This window comes from Alteromonas sp. S015, from assembly GCF_036864485.1.
In the GTDB taxonomy this organism is placed as follows: Bacteria; Pseudomonadota; Gammaproteobacteria; order Enterobacterales; family Alteromonadaceae; genus Alteromonas.
On the sequence record NZ_JAZETO010000004.1, the window covers coordinates 58,370 to 75,833 of the forward strand.

The following is a 17,464-nucleotide window of genomic DNA, read 5'->3' on the forward strand; positions in this document are numbered from 1 at the left end:
ATCACTCAATGACTACAGCGCATCAGTAGAGCCTTCGCACGGTTTAGCGATGTGTCTGGTTAACGAATTCAATTTCAGTGCGCATCAATATTGATGCGCATCCGCTTCGAAGGGAAACCCAATGTTTGATTCAATCGCGCTTTTTGGTGGTACTCACGGCAATGAAACCAGTGGCATTCAACTAATCAGAAATTGGCAACAATACGGATTGCCTACGCGATTTAACACCTTGAATGTATCGTTAAATATTGCAAACGAGGCAGCAATCGCTGCCAATGTTCGCTTTGTTGAAGAAGACTTGAATCGACAATTTACATTAGAACGCCTAGAAAGTTCAGCGGCTTCCAAAGAAGCCATACTCGCTAAATCAATAAACGAGAAGTTCGGACCAAAAGGTGACTCACAGACAGACTTTGTCATTGATATCCACAACACTACTAGCGAGATGGGCGCTACCCTTATCTTACTTGAAGCCGATGAATTTCATATTCAATTAGCCCGATATGTTAAGCAACAAATGCCAGAAGCGAATATTTTGGTAGAAGATGAAAAACCATATCTAGAACATGGCTATCTTTGCACCACGGGTAAAAAAGGCGTAATGATAGAAGTGGGTGGGCAGCCCCAAGGCGTATTAAGAGAAGACGTTTACCTTCTAACACAAACCATGGCTGAAGCAATATTGGATTTTTGTGCCGCGTATAATAAAGGGAAAATCAGTACTGACGCTTTGCCTGCCTGTGAAGCTTTTCGTTTAGGCGATAACGTATCTTTTCCGTTAGATGCTAATGGAAAGCGTACAGCAATGATCCATCATTCATTGCAAGATAACGATTTCAAACCTCTCATGCCTAGCGCACCTGTGTTTAGGACGTTTGACGGCAAAGATATTCTCTGGGAAAGCAAAGCTGAAACCTACCCCCACTTTATTAATGAAGCCGCCTATTTTAAACTGGATGTTGCGTTTGCCACCGCTGAGCGAATAACGCTGTAAGCGTCAGTAATCTTATTACTCGACGCTGCCAGTATAAAAATAACAAAGGCCAAGCTAAAAACGCTACTGGGCCCTGAAGGGCCCTTCGCTAAAAGAGTTCTATCTTGGGTTCCCGCGCCTCTTCAAACTCATTTTTATTTTCAGGTGAAGATTCATTAATATCAAAATGGATTTTACGCTGATCTTCCATGACGTATTTTTCAAACATTTCTTTCGTGCTCAAATTAAAAGACTCGTCAAAATGTTCGCGATTATTGATGTAAGACGAAAACTGCCCAAATAGGCTAACAATGGCATCTTGCTCTAACTTCACATGTTCGGTGCGCTGGCGAATAATATCTTGGAATTGAATTTTGGCTATTGCACCACTCACTTTAGACGCCACTTCCGTCGCACTGTGTGAAAAACAGGCCAGCATTTTGGGGTTCAGTTCTTCTAATACTCGATAATGGGTCGTAATGTTTTCTAGCGATTCGGAAAACCCCGTTAATAGCTCACACGTATCGTTTGCACGCGTTGAATTGAGCATTTTCTCCCCTTGATGATGCGCGGCATCGAGAGCAGACTTTATACCTGATTCAATTTTTTCAGCCGCCTCTGAAGATTGGGAAGACAATATGCGCACCTGCTCTGCCACTACCGCAAAGCCCCTTCCAAATTCTCCCGCTCTGGCTGCCTCGATCGCCGCATTTAGCGCTAGTAAGTTGGTTTGCGAAGCAATATTTTTTACCAATTCAGTAAGTTCTTTGAGGTTCTCAACTTCACGCATTACCCTCTGAATCGCCTCTGTATCTGAAATTTGCTGTTCCCGCTGCGTATTTATCATGGCTTTAATGCTCATTAAACGCTGTGCGGCTAAGTCAAACTCAGCGGCGCTTTTTTCTTTACAGTTAAGCGCGTTCTTCTGCCCTAACTCAACATTATCTATACTGTCTTGAATACTACTTTCAATTTCGTACAGCGCCTTCATCAACTCCATCGAGGCATCTTCGGTAATAGCGCTTATTCCGTCCATTTGCCCTTTGAGGATGGCTACATACTCGCTAACTTGAGCGTGTGTTTCGTTAAGTTGAGCAGACGTTTCTTGTAAGTAGTCTTCCTGCTTATTTAAACTAGCTTTAAATACGCTTGTTTGCCTATACGAATACCATGCGATGAAGCTCAAAAAACCTAAGATTGTGGCAATGGTACCAGTATGCCCACTTAAAAAGTGTTTGGGTGTATTTAACGAAGTCGCCATGCCCAATGTAGACACACCAATTAAACCGCTCCAAAGCAAAAGTGAGTCCTGAACTTTCTTAGTCTTATCCTTAAGCACTTTAAACTTTTCAGCGAGAACAAACTCATAATACTGCTTTGTTTTTTCAAGTACTTTCATAATCTAACCTTATGCAGCTGGCACCAACTGCTTTACTACACCTAATAATTGCTCTGGCTCAACAGGCTTAACAAGCCAACCCGTCGCGCCCGCCGCTTTCGCTTCTTCGCGACGACTCTGTTGCGATTCAGTGGTTAACATCAACATGGGGGTGAACCTGAATTTAGACTGCTGTTTCAACGTTTTAATAAGCTCTATGCCGTTCATACCTGGCATGTTTAAGTCTGTAATAATCAGTTTAGGACTGATTGATTCAAGGGCTGTTATAGCCGCTTCCGCACTTTCTGATTTTGTGACCGTATAGCCTGCCCGTTTTAATAACATTTCCATGCTCATCAACATGGTGGCCGAGTCATCTACTAAGTGTATTGCGCTCATTGCATTACCTCTTGTGTTAGCCGATTAGTTGTTTACATAATTTAGTATAGTCATGTGCGCCACGACTGTTAGGAGCATAGGCATATACAGGTTTGTTCTCTGCAAATGCCTCGGCTAATTTGATGCTCTTTCTAATGGGGCTTAACACTTTGCTTCGTCCGTAGCGCCCATACCAGTTACTTAACTCCTGTCTATGCAGCTTTAGATTTTGTTCTACCATGACAGGTAGGATAGTGAGTTTAGTTGCTCTAAACTTTCGTTCTGCCATGGCATTTCTGCAGGCATTGAGCAACTTCTGAACACCGTCACTTGCCAAAGGAAGAGGCGTTGCAGGAATAATGATGTCGGTCGCCGCCGATAGTGCAGCCATAAGCTGTGTGCTCAATGTTGGCGGGGTATCAATAAGAACAATATCGAAATATTTGGTTACCGCTTCCGAGTCGCACCAGTTACGCAAAACATCTAGCGTGATTTCTTCATTTGTATTCGCATTACAAGTATCAACATCGGTGGCATAAATGTTGTCAGAGCACTTCACAATAGAGGTAAAGAAGATGTTGAGAGGCAGTTCAGTTATATCGCTTTGTTGAACGCATCCTAGTGCTTTTAAGCCATGCATAACATGGCCCTGATTATCAAGATCCAACACAATGACCCGTTTATTCGCTTGTGCGAATCCATAAGCGAGATTTACCACCGTGGTGGTTTTCGCCGTACCGCCTTTGCGATTAGCTACCGTGATGACTCTCATTCAAACCACACTTTACTCTGCTTGTTTTGCATCATTTCAGTCAGCCAATAAAGTGTGTCAGCTTCAGGCCACACGCTCACTTTTGGCTTCTTAGCTAGCAATACCTGATATACAGCGGTATGTGCGCTACCTAAGGTTTTTAAATTAACTTGTCGGGAAGTCTCTTCATTTAGCCAAGCGAAGAGCGCTTCGGCTTCCTCTATTTCACAGTGCCCTGTCATGACCGCGACTTTCTTTTTGTAAGCTATAGGCATTTTGCTAATACCTCTTGAACGTTGACAATCAATAACACACGCCCGTCGCCAAGCAGCGCCGTTCCCGAAAAGTGAGCGTACCCAGCCAACACGCCTTCAAGCGGTTTTTGAATGACGTCAATGCCTTCGTGAAACTTATCAATGATTAATCCAAACTCTCCCTGAGGCGTAGATACCACAAGAATTGAATGCTCTTCCCTTTCTTCGGCTGCTTCGAAGCCTAACGCTTCACGCAAATCACAAAGAGGTATGAGCTTTTCGCGGATAACCAGTACATGTTCGTTGCGAATACGCTGGATATCGGCAGTAGGCACTTTGACAGTCTCAACGACGGCATCCATTCCAACACCAAACATTTGATCATTCACTTCAAACATCATTACTCGGTTAACTGACATAGTTTGGGGCAGCAATAGTTTGAAAGTACTTCCTACTCCAACTTCGCTTTGCATTTCGATTGTGCCGCCGGCCTGGCTAACCATTGTTTTTACGGCATCCATTCCAACGCCACGCCCGGATAAATCTGACACTTGTTCAGACGTAGAAAAACCAGCGGCAAAGATTAACTGTAGCGCTTCATTATCATCTAAGTTTTCAAGCTGCGCTTCACTGATAACCCCTTTTTGAAATGCCAAAAGCTTTATTTTTTGAGGGTCAATGCCTCTACCATCATCACGAATCTCTATGATTACGCTATCATCAAGCGGCGTTGCAATGAGGTCGATGCGACCTACTCCAGGCTTTCCTGCTGCAAGTCGCTCTTCAGGGGACTCTATGCCGTGGTCAATGCTATTTCTTAGCAAGTGAATAAGCGGTTCAGATAAGGATTCAATTAAGTTTTTGTCAAACTCGGTATCTTCCCCCTGCATACACAACTCGATTTTTTTATCGAGCTTTCTGGCTAAATCCCGCACTAAGCGAGGGTAGCGCTGAAATACGTGCGAAACAGGGACCATACGAATCTGAAGTACAGCACTTTGAAGTGATTCTGTTAACCGATTAACAATGGAGAAATGGGCTTTGATTTGCTTACTGAGCTTTCTACTGCCCCCCTCTTCTTCTGCCTGCTTTGCAAGATAAGGCAAAGAATTTTTGGCAACAGTTAGCTCGCCAACAATATCCATTAAGTAATCTATTTTTGACTGGTCGACCTTGAGCATTTTCACCGCTTGGCGTTCAGCTTTTACAGGGGAAGCGGTGTCTTCGGCTGTTTCTAGTGCATTAGCTGGCTGTGTCGCCACTGCTGTCGCCTCATTAGAGGTTTGTTGCGCTTGGTCATCATTTGCTTGCGCTTGAATTGTTTCCTCATCTAACGCATTGCTAATGGCAACCGCCAGCGCGTCCTCATTCTCAAACTCAGCGCCCAGAATATTACCTACCAGCCCTGCAATAGAAGGAAACATAAACTCAGATTTATAGTTATCCGAATTTAATAGCGTGAGCTGTTGTGTCAGCATCGCTCGTTCATGCAACGCTAGTTTTTTTGGCTTAGACGCTTCCCTCTTTGAGTCGCCTGCTTCGTTTGCCGTACTATTAATGACGTTAGGAGACACATTTGTATGAGTGTCTTTATCTGAGCTTCTATCCTCTCGGCTCTCGTTGTTGAGAAAGCTCAAATCGTCGATTGAAGATAACAGGCTTAGCACCGCCCTATTTGCGCTATCATCTTCGCTACCGTCAAAGTGTAGTGAGGCAAGCAGTAGTCCAGCGCTAGCATGTACTTGGTCTATGTCTGTGTCATTTAAGGCACTGTTCAAGGTCTCGTCGTCGATAGTTTCAACGCACTTTTGAATTTTGCCAATGCATGCAGCTTTTAAAGCTTGAGTGGAAAAACTAACGTACGAGTATTGCCCCTCGTAATATGCCATATGCTGTTTGATTTCATCTTCACTAGCAACGCCGAGCGCTTTGATTGAAGTGAAACAGTTATAGATATCTGCATCTTCGGCTATTTCGGGCATTTCAATGTCAAACGCCTTTAGCCCAGGCAAGGCTACGGTAACATTTATTGGGTCTTCTCCGCGAAAGAAGCACCCTTCGTCAGGCGTGTAATGAATGAAATAGCAGTCTGAACCAGTCGCTTTACAAAGTAAGTCTAAGTCAGCGTTTCCACCAAAACTGGCGAGCAGTGCTATGTGCTCTTCGCTTAGCGTTTGCGGGTCAGCTACTAGGCTTTCATTGTTGACGGTGTCGCTGTTTTCATCAATGTCACTCGATTCTGTCGGGTCGATAAAGTGTCGTAATTGAGCGCTGAGCCGAGTCGATATTGGTTTCCATTGCTCAACGTTCTGGGACCCCACTTCGAGCTCGTCGAACCATATTGAAATTTGGTCTAAGGCTTCAAGCAACAAGTCGCCTATGTCATCGCTGTAGGTCACTTCGCTAGACCTTACGCTATCAAGTAAATCTTCTGCTGCGTGAGCCAAGTGAGTTAAAGGTTTAATATCAAATAAATCAGAAGAACCTTTAATGGTGTGCAGGTCGCGAAAAATTTTATCCACACGCTCTGAAGCAGGGCCTGATGACTGAATTTCTAAAAGCGCTTGGCTCGCCGACTCTAAATTCTCGCGGGACTCGCCGATAAATACATCGAGTAATTCACTCATTGGGTTCCCCCCCAATCACTGCACTTACTACTGACTTCAACGTGTCTGCATCCACAGGCTTCGTCATGTAATAGTTTGCACCACATTGATAGGCTCGCTCGGCATCTTGATTAGCCGACTCGGTACTTATCATAATAATAGGTACCGCACGCAGTGCCTCATTGAGCCGTATTTCCTTACATAACCGATAACCATCCATCTTTGGCATGTTCACATCAACAAGGAACAAGTCCACATTTTTACCTATCGCTTTCTCAAGCGCTTCTACGCCGTTCTCCGCCTCTTCGACAACTCTGTCAGGCGAAGTCACCAACATTTTGTGGAACATTCTTACCGTAGAGGCATCATCAACAATCATTACTGTTTTCATGTTATGCCCCTCCTGCAAGTGGCTTCTGGTAAGCAATCACATCACCAAATTTGCGTACTTTAAACATAGACGAAATACGGCTCATGGACTCACTATGCCCTAAAAAAATGTATCCACCGGGTTTCATCGCATCAAAGAGTACCTGCGCCGCCTTCTTACGCGATTCGTCATCAAAATAAATAAGCAGGTTTCGGCAAAAAATGAGGTCGAAATGCCTAAACTGCTTCATATTGCTTGCTGATAAGATATTCGCGAGCGTAAAGGATACGGACTCACGGATGTCATCACTTAGCTGGAATTGCCCATTAATTTCCTTGAAATACTTCTTCACTAAAGAGAGTGGAATATTCTGAACAGAGCGCTTGGAGTAAAGTCCCTTTTTTGCTGATGCCAGCACGTTGCTATCAATATCAGAAGAGATAAGCTCTACATCCCTGTGCGCCAACCCTTTCCAGTACTCAATAAGATAAATCGCAATTGAGTATGGCTCTTCGCCAGTGCTTGAAGGTACTGACCAAATGCGCAAATCCTCTCCGGCAGGACGATAACTGTCTAACTCATCCATGATTTCTCTGGTCATCGCTTCAAATTGATATTCTTCCCGAAAGAAGTATGTTTCATTGACAGTCATTGAATTCACAAGATTTTGAAATTCTTCACCTGACGCTTGGAACCGCATGTAAGTGAAATAACCTTTAAAGCTCGTATGACCTGTAGCCTTCATGCGTTCATGAAGACGTTTGTCTACAAAATAGCGCTTCGAGTCTTCGAAATGGATCCCGGTTTTTCGGTAAAACATAGAGCGGAACCGTTCGAAATCGGCAGCACCTATTTTGTCTAGTGCTACACTATTCATCGGCGTTTCTCACTTGATTACGAATTAGTGAAATAACAAACTGAATGTAGCTGTGGTTTGGAAAACGGCTTTCAACAGTTTGCAAAATATCCAAAGTAGACACGTCAGCAATTTCAGCTAGTTTGTCCAGTGCAGTACCCACAACATTTTCATTGTCGTCATTCAGCGCGAATTGATGCAGCCAGTTAACTGCATCTATGTGAGCGACCGCACCTATAATGTCTACGCAGAAAATACGGGTGTCAGGATCGTCGTCATGCATGAGCAAATTAACATTCGCAGCAAAAATATCGGGGTTTTGCTGCATAAGCTCAATGGCCCCATTTCGCAATTGCACGTGTTCGCTTTTAAGCATAGTGATAACTTGCGAGGCATGTCTTTGAGTCATGTCATGCTCGAGTGCGCTAAATAAAGCCTCAATCACCGTTGGATCATCTTCTTGTGGCAATCGATAGATAAAGGCGTCATGCGCATCTTTTTGGCCACTTAAATCTCTGACCGCCCACCGGCGCACATCACTGTCGCTAGAGCTTAAATCGCTAATAAGTTGCGCTTTCGTTCGAGGGTGTTCGCGTTTTTCCTCAAAGTCATCGGAAACATCGGCAATAGGTTCTGCTTTCTTCTTGAGACCCATCATTACTTCTCCTCTTAACGACAAAGCGCATTCAGTTTAGATGCGACTTTGGGACTATCTAGTACGAAGCTGGCGCAACCCGCTTCAATAAGTTCTTTCGGCATACCGAAGACAACAGAGGTCGCTTCACTCTCTGCGATCGTTGTCGCACCTTCTTTAAACGCTTTGCTCATAGCGGCAACACCATCACACCCCATTCCGGTCAGCTGTACGCATAGCATAGAAAGTGGCTTGTAGCAGTTAAGTGCGCTGTCTACCATACGATCCACACTTGGATGCCACAGAAAACTTGGGCTTGATGGCACAGGACGCGCTGAGACTTCACCGCCTATTTTTGAGAAGGCAAGATCAGCATCCCCTTTTGCAAGATAGACATTGCCAGCCTTTATGGGCATCTTCGCATTCACCTCAAGCACGTTAAGCGGACTGATTCCGTCCAAGCGCTTAGCAAGCGCACTGGTGAAAGAGGCAGGCATGTGCTGTGAAATAACGATAGGAACCGGAAATGTGGGGCTTAAGTTAGCTACCAGGTGTTCAAGCTTTTTAGGGCCACCAGTGGAAACGCCTACCAATACGACTTCAAAAGGTACGCTTGTTTTGTTGCGAACAACTTTTTGTGTCACGACTGGGGGCGGTTTAATTGTAGGACGCTGTGGCTTACCAGTTTTGGCCAAGGCGTGAATTTTGTTTATTAAAGGCGCCTCTAAATCTGAAATGTCCCGCGAAACAGTGCCCCCGGTTTTTAACACAAAGTCACTTGCGCCAAGCGCGAGTGCCTCTAGGGTAATGGTGGCTCCCTTTTGCGTGAGCGACGAGACCATGATGATAGGACAAGGATAAAGTTTCTTGAGCATCGCCAGGCATGTCATGCCATCCATTACCGGCATATTAATGTCTAGTGTTATACAGTCTGGCTCGAACTCTACAGCTTTAGTTAGCGCTTCTTCGCCGTTACGTGCTACTTGAACAATAAAGCCCTCTTTCTCGAAGAGTTGCGTAAACAGCTTTCGCATTAACGCGGAATCGTCGACGATAAGTACTTTTACTGTCATAAATAACCTCAAATATTAGCTAGCATTGCTCTTGCGCTTTAGATACTGCATTGTCATCAAGCAGAACTTTGGGCTCGATAATTTGAATAATGCGTTTTTCATCATTGAGCTTAATCAGGCGGTTTAAGAACTCAGATTGCATCTCAGAAAGTGAAGGCGCTTCTTCAATAGTCTGTCTAACGACGGTCTTCACTTCGGCAACGCCATCAACGATAAACCCGGTACGCTGTTTATCCTTGGTAAGAACAACGATGCGCTGACGTTCTGACGTTTCGCTGCACGGCATGCCTAAGCGGCTACGCAAGTCGATAACCGGCAACACTGTACCGCGAAGGTTAACAATGCCTTTCAGATAATCTGGTGTACTCGGCACACTTTCGAGCTTCTCTGGTACTCGCGTAATCTCTTGGGTATCGTCAATGCTTACGCCGTATTCTTGCCCATTAATCCAAAAGATAACGTATTGCTCGCAGTCATCTTCATCAATTGCTAAATCGTTGCCATCATTCATTTGAGACTCCTGCTGAATATCGGCATCAAGACTGGTTAAAGCGCTCATCAGCGCACGACTGTAGATGTTAGAAAGGTTGATAATAGACACCAGGCGTTTGCCGCCATCGCTGCGGTAGACCGCTTCAAGCAGCCCCGATTCCGCGCCGTCATTACATACCGAAGGTACAGATTCCAGTTCGGCTTCAGAAATAGACACCACATTACTGACTTTGGCTACCACAAAGCCAACGCTACCAAACTCACTGTTTTGCGTGACTACAATGCGCGATGCTTCGTTAATTTCAGTGCGCATCATGCCAATGGAATTCGACAAGTCGACAATGGGTATGATGCGGCCGCGCAGATTGACCAGTCCCAAAACAGAAGGCGCGCTGTCTGGAAGTTGCGATATCTCAGCGGGAACACGCACAATTTCTTCTACATCTTGAAGGTGAAATGCGAACTCTTGTTCCTCTAGCGAGAAGCACACTAACTGCTGTAAATTCTCATCCTCTTGAGAATCTTCAGGCGTATCGTTATCAATATGCTGCATTCCCGACAGCTGCATAGTATTGCCATCTTGCTTAACAACTGCCTGTGCTTTTGCAAGCGCAGAAACATCAAGGATTTGCTCTACAGGCTGGTCGCTTTGTTTAATGATGCCCTGCATATAGTCGTAGGCGATAGAATCCGTCATTGAGGTTTTATCGATAACAGCATCGCTGCTAACACTGTAGACACGTAGTACTCTGTCTACCAGAAATCCTACGCTACCAAGCTCAGACTCCACGACAACAACGCGGGTTACGTCACTCACGCCTGACTTTGCTCCGAGCAAGATTGTGCTTAAGTCATACACGGGCAATACGTTCCCACGTAAATTTGCTAAGCCAATCATTTGTGCGGGCCCAAGGGGGACAGACACCATAGTCGGTACACGAATGATTTCGCCCACCGCAAGCATAGGAAAAGTGAAACGCTCCTCGTTAACCATGAAGGACACGAACTGTTGTTCACCACCTGACATTAGCTCAGTATCGTTTGCGGTCTCGTTATTCGTATTTTCGTTACTCATGAGGCAAGCTCCTCTATTAGACACAAGCGCAATGGATTAGCCGTTTTGCATTTCATCTGCCACTGAAGCAATTTCTTCAATGGACTTGGCCAACACTTCCATGCCTTTGCTTTGCTGATCTGCTGCGTTAAGCGCCTGCTGACAGTTACTGCTCGCTTGCTCATTTGCCGTTGCAATTTGCTCTAGTCCCCGCTGGGCCTGTGTCACACCCGCGGCAATTTCTTCACCCCGCTCTTTCATCGCCTGGTTATATTGCACCACTTCGTTGATGTCAGTCGCAATTTGCTCGACATCTTGCGTAGTTTGCTTCGCTTTCATGACCTCTCTTGACGCACTTTCAGCAACATTTGTTAAGTCCGTTTTCACGCTCATTGTTTGGTCTTGAATGGCTTTGATGAGATCTTTTATCTGCTCGACGTTTTCAGCCGCTTCATCTGCCAGGCTTTGAATATCTGCTGAGACAACCGCAAAACCTTTGCCATACTCACCAGCTCGCGCCGCTTCTACTGCACCGTTTACCGCCAACATGCTGGTTTTCACTGATACCGTGGTAATTGTATCGATAACCTTATCTATTTGGCGCGTCATGACTTCCATCTCACTGATGGCACTCACGTTTTCTTTGCTGGTTTCAAGAGCCAGATTTATGCCGCTAACCATTCCCTCAATCAGTGCACGGTTTTCTTTAAGCAATTCAGTAATAGCATTGCCTTTCTCTAACGCCACATCACACTGCGCTGAGGCTCTATCAACACCTTCTCTTAACAGGTCAATATTGCCCACGGCTTGGTCGACAGAGCTTGCTGCCTGCTGTGAACCGTTATTCACTTGAGTCAACGCCGTCATGATTTCACTTGATGAGCGATTGATTTCTTCGAGGGTTGCTGACAGCTCTTCTGCTGACGATGCCACCTCTTCTGCGCTCTTGTTTATGTCTGTGCTGTTTTTAAGCTCTTCAGTGATTATTTCTAATGACTGTGCAGCTTGTTCAGCTTGCGACAAAGCAACACTCTGCTCAGAGACGTTAGAAGAAACTTCTTGAGCAGCTGTAGACTGCTCGTCGGCCGCGCACGAGATTGCTTCTGAACCGGTTTGAATTTCTTTGGCTGCGGCATCCATCGCTTTGACCTGTGCCTGCAACTCATCTGCTCCGTCTGCGATACTTTGCATATCTGATTTAATCGTAATGAGTTGCTCTGTAACCGCTTCGCCTTTCGTTACTTCTTCAAGCGCTGCTTCTGAGGAGGATTTAACGGCATCAGAGACTCGATTTGATTGCTCTTGAATACGCTCTATCTGCTTAGCTATATCAGCAGCACTCTTGTCTGAGACTTCCGCGAGCGCGCGAACCGTATCGGCGACTACAGCAAATCCCTTCCCATGCTTACCTGCGCGTCCCGCTTCAATAGCGGCGTTAAGCGCTAGCAAGTTTGTCTGGTCGGCAATGCGGGTAACTTGTTTGACAGCTTCGCCGATGTTTGATGCTTGTTGCTCTAACTCACTCATCATAACTACAGAGCGTGATTGATGCTCAGATGCGGTTTTAACGCTGGTCATCATGGTGCTTAAATCACCGACAACGCGTTCAAGATAGGTTTGAAGCTCGTTGGTTTTGTCCATTGTCGAGCCTGCCAATTCGAGCTGCGCAGCAAGGCCACCTGAAATCTGTGTAATAGCCGCTAAGCTTTCTTGGCTGGCACTGCTTGACTCTTCAGCACCCGCCGCAATTTCGTTAACCGCGGTGGACAACTGGTCTGTAGCGCTTGACGCCTGATTTATACCACTTGCTAGTTCAGTCGTGGCGGAAGCAACGCGCTCTGCGGCTTGCTGTTGCCTTGCTAACGTTCTCGCTTTGCGGCGCTCCTCTTCCGCTTCTTTACGCATCTTTGCATCAACTCGCACTGCGGGTGCGACTGTTTGTTCGGTAGATTTTTTGAGCGCCATAAGTAACCCCGTTATGTGAATGGCTGTAAAAACACTATTCAAATATCGTTGAGAATCGGGCGCATTTATGTATTAAACGAAATACGTTTGTATGAAGAGGGGCACGTTATCTCCGTAGAAACAGAATTTAACGGCAAAATGACGCAAATGTCACAAATGACACTTTTTTACATATCAATATAAAATCAGAAACTTATATACGAGTTTTCATGAAAGCTGATGCTAGCGACTTTGTCAAAGTACAATAGTCTAATGGGCTTGTAGGCTTTGAGATTAATTTCTAAATAAATTACTGAGGAATTAGCAACTTATACTTAGGTATAAGTAAAAAAGCGGCTAAGCGCCGCTACACTGTAGACTATGGATAACGCCGAACTATTGTAAAGCGCTAATTATGGGAACATTTGCTTCAGGAAAGTCAGAAGCATTTAGTGATGTTACCTTGACCCACCGCGACTGTTGGCCTTCTTTGCCGTGCGGCTCGCCGGTAAAATCATACACGCGATGAACATCTAGTTTAACTTGCTTATCGCCGTAATCATGGGTGATAACAATCACTGGCTCGCTGCGGTTCACAATAATCCCCACTTCTTCAGCAAGCTCTCGCTTTAACGCTTCTAGAACGGTCTCACCGTCTTCTACTTTACCGCCGGGAAATTCCCATTTTCCGCCCTGATGAACATCGTCAGGACGAAGGGCAATGAATATGTCATCGCCGCGGGCGATAACGCCCACAGCAACATGTACTACTTTCATTACTTAAGCTTACCATGACACTGCTTATACTTTTTACCAGAGCCACAAGGACATGGATCGTTACGGCCTACTTTCGCACCTTCGCGAACTTGCGTACGTACTTTGTCACTTGCCTGTTCTGGCGTTGCGTTCGCGTCTTCGTGCTCGAAATTCTTAGGCACATCGTCAGCTTGACGACGCTGCTCTTCTACCTTTTGCACGTCTTCTTCGGCTTGTACTTTTACACGCGCAAGAATCGTGATCACTTCAACTTTTAGCGCTTCTAGCATTTGTGAGAACAAGGCAAATGACTCACGCTTGTATTCTTGCTTAGGATTCTTCTGCGCATAGCCGCGTAAATGAATACCTTGGCGTAGGTGATCCATTGCAGCCAAATGCTCTTTCCAATGGCTGTCTAGGTTTTGTAGCATTACCGCTTTTTCAAACTGGCGCAGTACCTGCTCGCCTACTACCGCTTCTTTCTGTTTATAGGCATCCACAACTTCGCCAAGAATACGCTCGCGAAGCTTCTCTTCGTAAAGCTTGTCGTCATTTTCAAGCCAGGTCTTGATTGGCAAGTCTACGGCGAAATCGGCACGCATGCGCTCTTCAAGTCCGCTTACATCCCACATTTCTTCAAGCGACTGTGGCGGAATGTATTCATCGACAACACTCGAAATAACATCTTCACGAATAGCTGCGATAGTCTCACTAATATCACCTTCATCAAGAAGTTCATTACGCTGTTCGTAAATAACTTTACGCTGATCGTTGGCTACATCATCGTATTCAAGCAACTGCTTACGAATATCGAAGTTACGACCTTCTACTTTGCGCTGTGCATTTTCGATGGCACGAGTTACCCACGGATGCTCAATGGCTTCACCGCGCTCCATGCCTAACCGCTTCATCATGTTGCCCATTTTTTCAGAGGCAAAGATACGCATGAGTGCGTCGTCTAACGATAGGTAGAAACGGCTTGAACCCGGATCACCCTGACGGCCCGAACGACCTCGAAGCTGATTATCAATACGGCGAGACTCGTGACGCTCTGTACCAATAATATGTAAACCACCTGAGGCAAGCACAGCATCATGGCTTTCTTTCCATTCAGCTTTAATCTTTTTGATTTGCTCTTCAGTTGGATTTTCAATCTTCTCAACTTCTGCCTGCCAGTTACCACCTAACACGATATCGGTACCACGACCTGCCATGTTAGTCGCAATCGTAACCGCGCCTGGCTTGCCAGCCTGAGCAACGATATCTGCTTCGTGTTCGTGGAACTTAGCGTTAAGCACTTTATGAGGAATTTTCGACTTCTTAAGAATGCGAGAAATGAGTTCTGAGTTCTCGATAGACACCGTCCCCACAAGCGTAGGTTGACCGCGTTTAACGCATTCTTTAATATCTTCAACAATGGCTTCGTATTTTTCTTCTGCCGTTAGGTAGATAAGGTCAGCCATATCTTTACGCTGCATAGGACGGTTTGTTGGAATAACTACCGTTTCTAAGCCGTAAATATGGTTAAATTCGAAGGCTTCAGTATCTGCAGTACCTGTCATACCCGCAAGCTTGTTATACAAGCGGAAGTAATTCTGGAAGGTAATTGACGCAAGGGTTTGGTTTTCGTTTTGAATACGAACCCCTTCTTTTGCTTCTACAGCCTGATGCAACCCTTCAGACCAGCGACGGCCTTCCATCGTTCGGCCCGTATGCTCGTCAACAATAACGATTTGATCTTCTTTAACAATGTAGTCTACGTCTTTAGCGAATAGCTTATGTGCACGAAGCGCAGCGTTAATATGATGAAGCAGTGAAATGTTACCTGCGGCAAACAGCGACTCACCTTCAGGTAGCATGCCCTCTTGTTGAAGAATTTCTTCAACGTGAATTTGACCACGCTCGGTAAGGTGAATTTGTTTCGCTTTAAGGTCAATCGTGTAGTCACCATCGCCCTCTTGACCTTCTTCATCTTCTTTTTCTTGCTGAACAAGCTTAGGAATAATGGTGTTAATACGGCGATATAGCTCTGAGCTATCTTCGGCCTGACCAGAGATGATTAGCGGCGTACGGGCTTCGTCAATAAGAATTGAGTCAACCTCATCCACTACGGCATAGTTAAGCGGACGCTGTACGCGATCTTGTGGGCTAAATGCCATGTTGTCACGAAGGTAGTCAAAACCAAATTCGTTGTTCGTACCATAGGTTACGTCTGCTTGATAAGCTTCACGCTTTTGCTGTGGTGACATACCAGGCACGTTGCAGCCCACACGCATACCTAGGTAAGTAAATAACTGGTTACTCCACTCAGCATCACGACGAGCAAGGTAATCGTTCACGGTAACAACGTGAACCCCTTTGCCAGACAAAGCATTAAGGTAAGTTGGCAGGGTAGCGGTAAGGGTTTTACCTTCACCCGTGCGCATTTCTGAAATTTTACCTTGGTGAAGTACTTGACCACCTAGCATCTGAACGTCGAAGTGACGCATGCCGTATACGCGTTTACTCGCTTCTCGCACAGTAGCGAAGGCTTCAACAAGAATATCGTCAAGGGTTTCACCCTTTTCAATGCGCGCTTTAAATTCGTCGGTTTTAGCCTTTAGCGCCTCATCGGAAAGCTTTTCAAATTCTGCTTCCAGTGCATTGATGGCATCTACGTTTTTGCGTAATTTTTTTAATAGTCGGTCGTTTCTACTACCGAATACTTTTCGAAGGATGCTTGAAAACATTAGCTTTTTTATTCCACTACTTGTCGAGGCGCCGCACAACGTGTACAGCTAAATTAAACGTATAAAACACAACGATAAGTACGTTGAGTTTTGCGATGTTCTAAAATTATGCTTTTTCGTTTTAGGTGACTTTAGTTAATAAAGGCACCGTCTACGAGAATTACCTGGCTGCTACCTACGCTACTTTTTGTAGACGAAAGGCAGAGGATCGACTTGTTTTCCGTTTCTTATTACTTCGTAGTGAACATGAACGCCAGTAGAGCGCCCCGTATTGCCCATTTTGGCGATAGGTTCCCCTTTGGTTACCACGTCGCCTATTGAAACAGTAAGGGTGTCGTTATGCCCATAGCGGGTAACAAAACCATCACCGTGATCAATTTCTACAAGTTGGCCATAGCCGTAGCGCTCACCAGCCCAGGTCACAATACCTGCAGCAGTTGCCACCACGTTTTCCCCTGCTTTACCTGCGAAATCTAGCCCTTTGTGCATGGTAGGTTCGCCAGTAAACGGGTCGGCCCGCATACCATAATAAGAAGACAACCACCCTGACTCTATCGGACGACCAGATAATTGGCTCTGTTCGTGGATATGGTGACCCCTGACCAAACTTTCAAGCATAGACAACTGTTGAGACTTCAAATCGAGTGATTGCTCTAGTTTGGCTATTTCGTGAAGGATGGGATCGTCTTGAAGGTTATCCGGTATCGATACCGGTACGAAAGCGTCCAGGTCAGCCGCTGACATACCTAATTCTGTTGCGATTTGCTTACCTTTCTCGTCCAGCAATGTCGCCTGCGCAGACAACGCGGCAACGTGAGAAAGCAAAGCTTGTAATTTAACCGTTGTTTGCTGTTTAAGCGCTTCAACGTCTTTTTGTCGTTCGTTGACTTCAGTCTGCGCCAAACGAACGCGGGCAATATCTTCTGATACCGATTCTGTTGAACGGCTCGACACTAGCATAAAAATAGACGAGAGCACCGTAGCGCTCACGAGCGTGCGGACACTAATACTGTGCCTATAGCGTTTATTTTTACCAGCGAGTGTAATTGTTAGTTTCATACCACGAAGAATATTGCTGTTTCACGCCACTCTTTTCATACCACTTCATACCACGATGAATGTGTTTTTAGCCAAAGGCGACAACCTTTGACCTATAGTTTTTATGTCACATGGGTGAAATTTATATTAATTATTCGGCTACTGTATCATTTATTTC

General features: G+C 45.3%; 15 protein-coding genes. 1 reads left to right on the plus strand and 14 read right to left on the minus strand.

All coding sequences use genetic code 11. The annotated features are described in order from the left end of the window. Positions 1-121: 121 nt before the first annotated feature. Positions 122-994, plus strand: a complete 873-nt coding sequence (locus V7R42_RS08985) for an aspartoacylase (protein WP_334019841.1) — start codon at positions 122-124, stop codon at positions 992-994. Positions 995-1,082: 88 nt separating this feature from the next. Here V7R42_RS08985 and V7R42_RS08990 read toward each other — a convergent pair whose 3' ends face one another. The 14 genes from V7R42_RS08990 to V7R42_RS09055 all read right to left on the minus strand — a co-directional run bounded on the left by V7R42_RS08990 (position 1,083) and on the right by V7R42_RS09055 (position 17,307). Then, positions 1,083-2,372: a methyl-accepting chemotaxis protein gene (locus V7R42_RS08990; RefSeq protein ID WP_334019842.1), complete on the minus strand. Its 1,290-nt coding sequence runs from the start codon at positions 2,370-2,372 to the stop codon at positions 1,083-1,085. Between the two features lie 9 nt (positions 2,373-2,381). Next, positions 2,382-2,750 carry a response regulator gene (locus V7R42_RS08995; RefSeq protein WP_334019843.1) on the minus strand — a complete coding sequence of 123 codons (369 nt, stop codon included), beginning with the start codon at positions 2,748-2,750 and terminating at the stop codon, positions 2,382-2,384. Positions 2,751-2,766: 16 nt separating this feature from the next. Continuing rightward, positions 2,767-3,501, minus strand: coding sequence for a ParA family protein (locus tag V7R42_RS09000; RefSeq protein WP_334019844.1), 735 nt, complete (start codon positions 3,499-3,501; stop codon positions 2,767-2,769). Beyond that, entirely contained in the window at positions 3,498-3,755 is a 258-nt protein-coding gene (locus V7R42_RS09005) for a hypothetical protein (protein ID WP_334019845.1), read from the minus strand. The genes V7R42_RS09000 and V7R42_RS09005 overlap by 4 nt, the downstream gene beginning before the upstream one ends. Next, positions 3,746-6,361 (minus strand): chemotaxis protein CheA, encoded by a 2,616-nt coding sequence (locus tag V7R42_RS09010; RefSeq protein ID WP_334019846.1) that lies wholly within the window; start codon positions 6,359-6,361, stop codon positions 3,746-3,748. The genes V7R42_RS09005 and V7R42_RS09010 overlap by 10 nt, the downstream gene beginning before the upstream one ends. Beyond that, entirely contained in the window at positions 6,354-6,731 is a 378-nt protein-coding gene (locus tag V7R42_RS09015; protein WP_334019848.1) for a response regulator, read from the minus strand. Before V7R42_RS09015 ends, V7R42_RS09010 begins: the two co-directional genes overlap by 8 nt. A gap of 1 nt (position 6,732) precedes the next feature. Then, complete coding sequence (locus V7R42_RS09020) at positions 6,733-7,587, minus strand: CheR family methyltransferase (protein WP_334019849.1); 855 nt, start codon at positions 7,585-7,587, stop codon at positions 6,733-6,735. Then, on the minus strand, positions 7,580-8,224 hold the full coding sequence (locus tag V7R42_RS09025) for a HEAT repeat domain-containing protein (protein ID WP_334019850.1): 645 nt from the start codon (positions 8,222-8,224) through the stop codon (positions 7,580-7,582). The genes V7R42_RS09020 and V7R42_RS09025 overlap by 8 nt, the downstream gene beginning before the upstream one ends. A gap of 11 nt (positions 8,225-8,235) precedes the next feature. After that, positions 8,236-9,273, minus strand: coding sequence for a chemotaxis protein CheB (locus V7R42_RS09030; protein WP_334019852.1), 1,038 nt, complete (start codon positions 9,271-9,273; stop codon positions 8,236-8,238). Between the two features lie 19 nt (positions 9,274-9,292). Continuing rightward, a complete protein-coding gene (locus V7R42_RS09035; protein WP_334019853.1) occupies positions 9,293-10,840 on the minus strand; it encodes a chemotaxis protein CheW in 1,548 nt (515 codons plus the stop codon). Positions 10,841-10,876: 36 nt separating this feature from the next. Beyond that, a complete protein-coding gene (locus V7R42_RS09040) occupies positions 10,877-12,784 on the minus strand; it encodes a methyl-accepting chemotaxis protein (protein WP_334019854.1) in 1,908 nt (635 codons plus the stop codon). A 375-nt stretch (positions 12,785-13,159) separates the two neighbouring features. Next, positions 13,160-13,540, minus strand: a complete 381-nt coding sequence (gene mutT / locus V7R42_RS09045) for an 8-oxo-dGTP diphosphatase MutT (RefSeq protein ID WP_334019855.1) — start codon at positions 13,538-13,540, stop codon at positions 13,160-13,162. Beyond that, on the minus strand, positions 13,540-16,248 hold the full coding sequence (gene secA / locus V7R42_RS09050; RefSeq protein WP_334019856.1) for a preprotein translocase subunit SecA: 2,709 nt from the start codon (positions 16,246-16,248) through the stop codon (positions 13,540-13,542). Before secA ends, mutT begins: the two co-directional genes overlap by 1 nt. A gap of 180 nt (positions 16,249-16,428) precedes the next feature. Continuing rightward, positions 16,429-17,307, minus strand: a complete 879-nt coding sequence (locus V7R42_RS09055) for a M23 family metallopeptidase (protein WP_334019857.1) — start codon at positions 17,305-17,307, stop codon at positions 16,429-16,431. Positions 17,308-17,464 lie beyond the last annotated feature (157 nt).

Excerpts from the sequence above, each read along its gene's own strand:
- V7R42_RS08985 (WP_334019841.1), top strand. The coding sequence starts at position 122 with ATGTTTGATTCAATCGCGCTTTTTGGTGGTACTCACGGCAATGAAACC.
- V7R42_RS08990 (WP_334019842.1), bottom strand. The coding sequence starts at position 2,372 with ATGAAAGTACTTGAAAAAACAAAGCAGTATTATGAGTTTGTTCTCGCT.
- V7R42_RS08995 (WP_334019843.1), bottom strand. The coding sequence starts at position 2,750 with ATGAGCGCAATACACTTAGTAGATGACTCGGCCACCATGTTGATGAGC.
- V7R42_RS09000 (WP_334019844.1), bottom strand. The coding sequence starts at position 3,501 with ATGAGAGTCATCACGGTAGCTAATCGCAAAGGCGGTACGGCGAAAACC.
- V7R42_RS09005 (WP_334019845.1), bottom strand. The coding sequence starts at position 3,755 with ATGCCTATAGCTTACAAAAAGAAAGTCGCGGTCATGACAGGGCACTGT.
- V7R42_RS09010 (WP_334019846.1), bottom strand. The coding sequence starts at position 6,361 with ATGAGTGAATTACTCGATGTATTTATCGGCGAGTCCCGCGAGAATTTA.
- V7R42_RS09015 (WP_334019848.1), bottom strand. The coding sequence starts at position 6,731 with ATGAAAACAGTAATGATTGTTGATGATGCCTCTACGGTAAGAATGTTC.
- V7R42_RS09020 (WP_334019849.1), bottom strand. The coding sequence starts at position 7,587 with ATGAATAGTGTAGCACTAGACAAAATAGGTGCTGCCGATTTCGAACGG.
- V7R42_RS09025 (WP_334019850.1), bottom strand. The coding sequence starts at position 8,224 with ATGATGGGTCTCAAGAAGAAAGCAGAACCTATTGCCGATGTTTCCGAT.
- V7R42_RS09030 (WP_334019852.1), bottom strand. The coding sequence starts at position 9,273 with ATGACAGTAAAAGTACTTATCGTCGACGATTCCGCGTTAATGCGAAAG.
- V7R42_RS09035 (WP_334019853.1), bottom strand. The coding sequence starts at position 10,840 with ATGAGTAACGAAAATACGAATAACGAGACCGCAAACGATACTGAGCTA.
- V7R42_RS09040 (WP_334019854.1), bottom strand. The coding sequence starts at position 12,784 with ATGGCGCTCAAAAAATCTACCGAACAAACAGTCGCACCCGCAGTGCGA.
- mutT (WP_334019855.1), bottom strand. The coding sequence starts at position 13,540 with ATGAAAGTAGTACATGTTGCTGTGGGCGTTATCGCCCGCGGCGATGAC.
- secA (WP_334019856.1), bottom strand. The coding sequence starts at position 16,248 with ATGTTTTCAAGCATCCTTCGAAAAGTATTCGGTAGTAGAAACGACCGA.
- V7R42_RS09055 (WP_334019857.1), bottom strand. The coding sequence starts at position 17,307 with ATGAAACTAACAATTACACTCGCTGGTAAAAATAAACGCTATAGGCAC.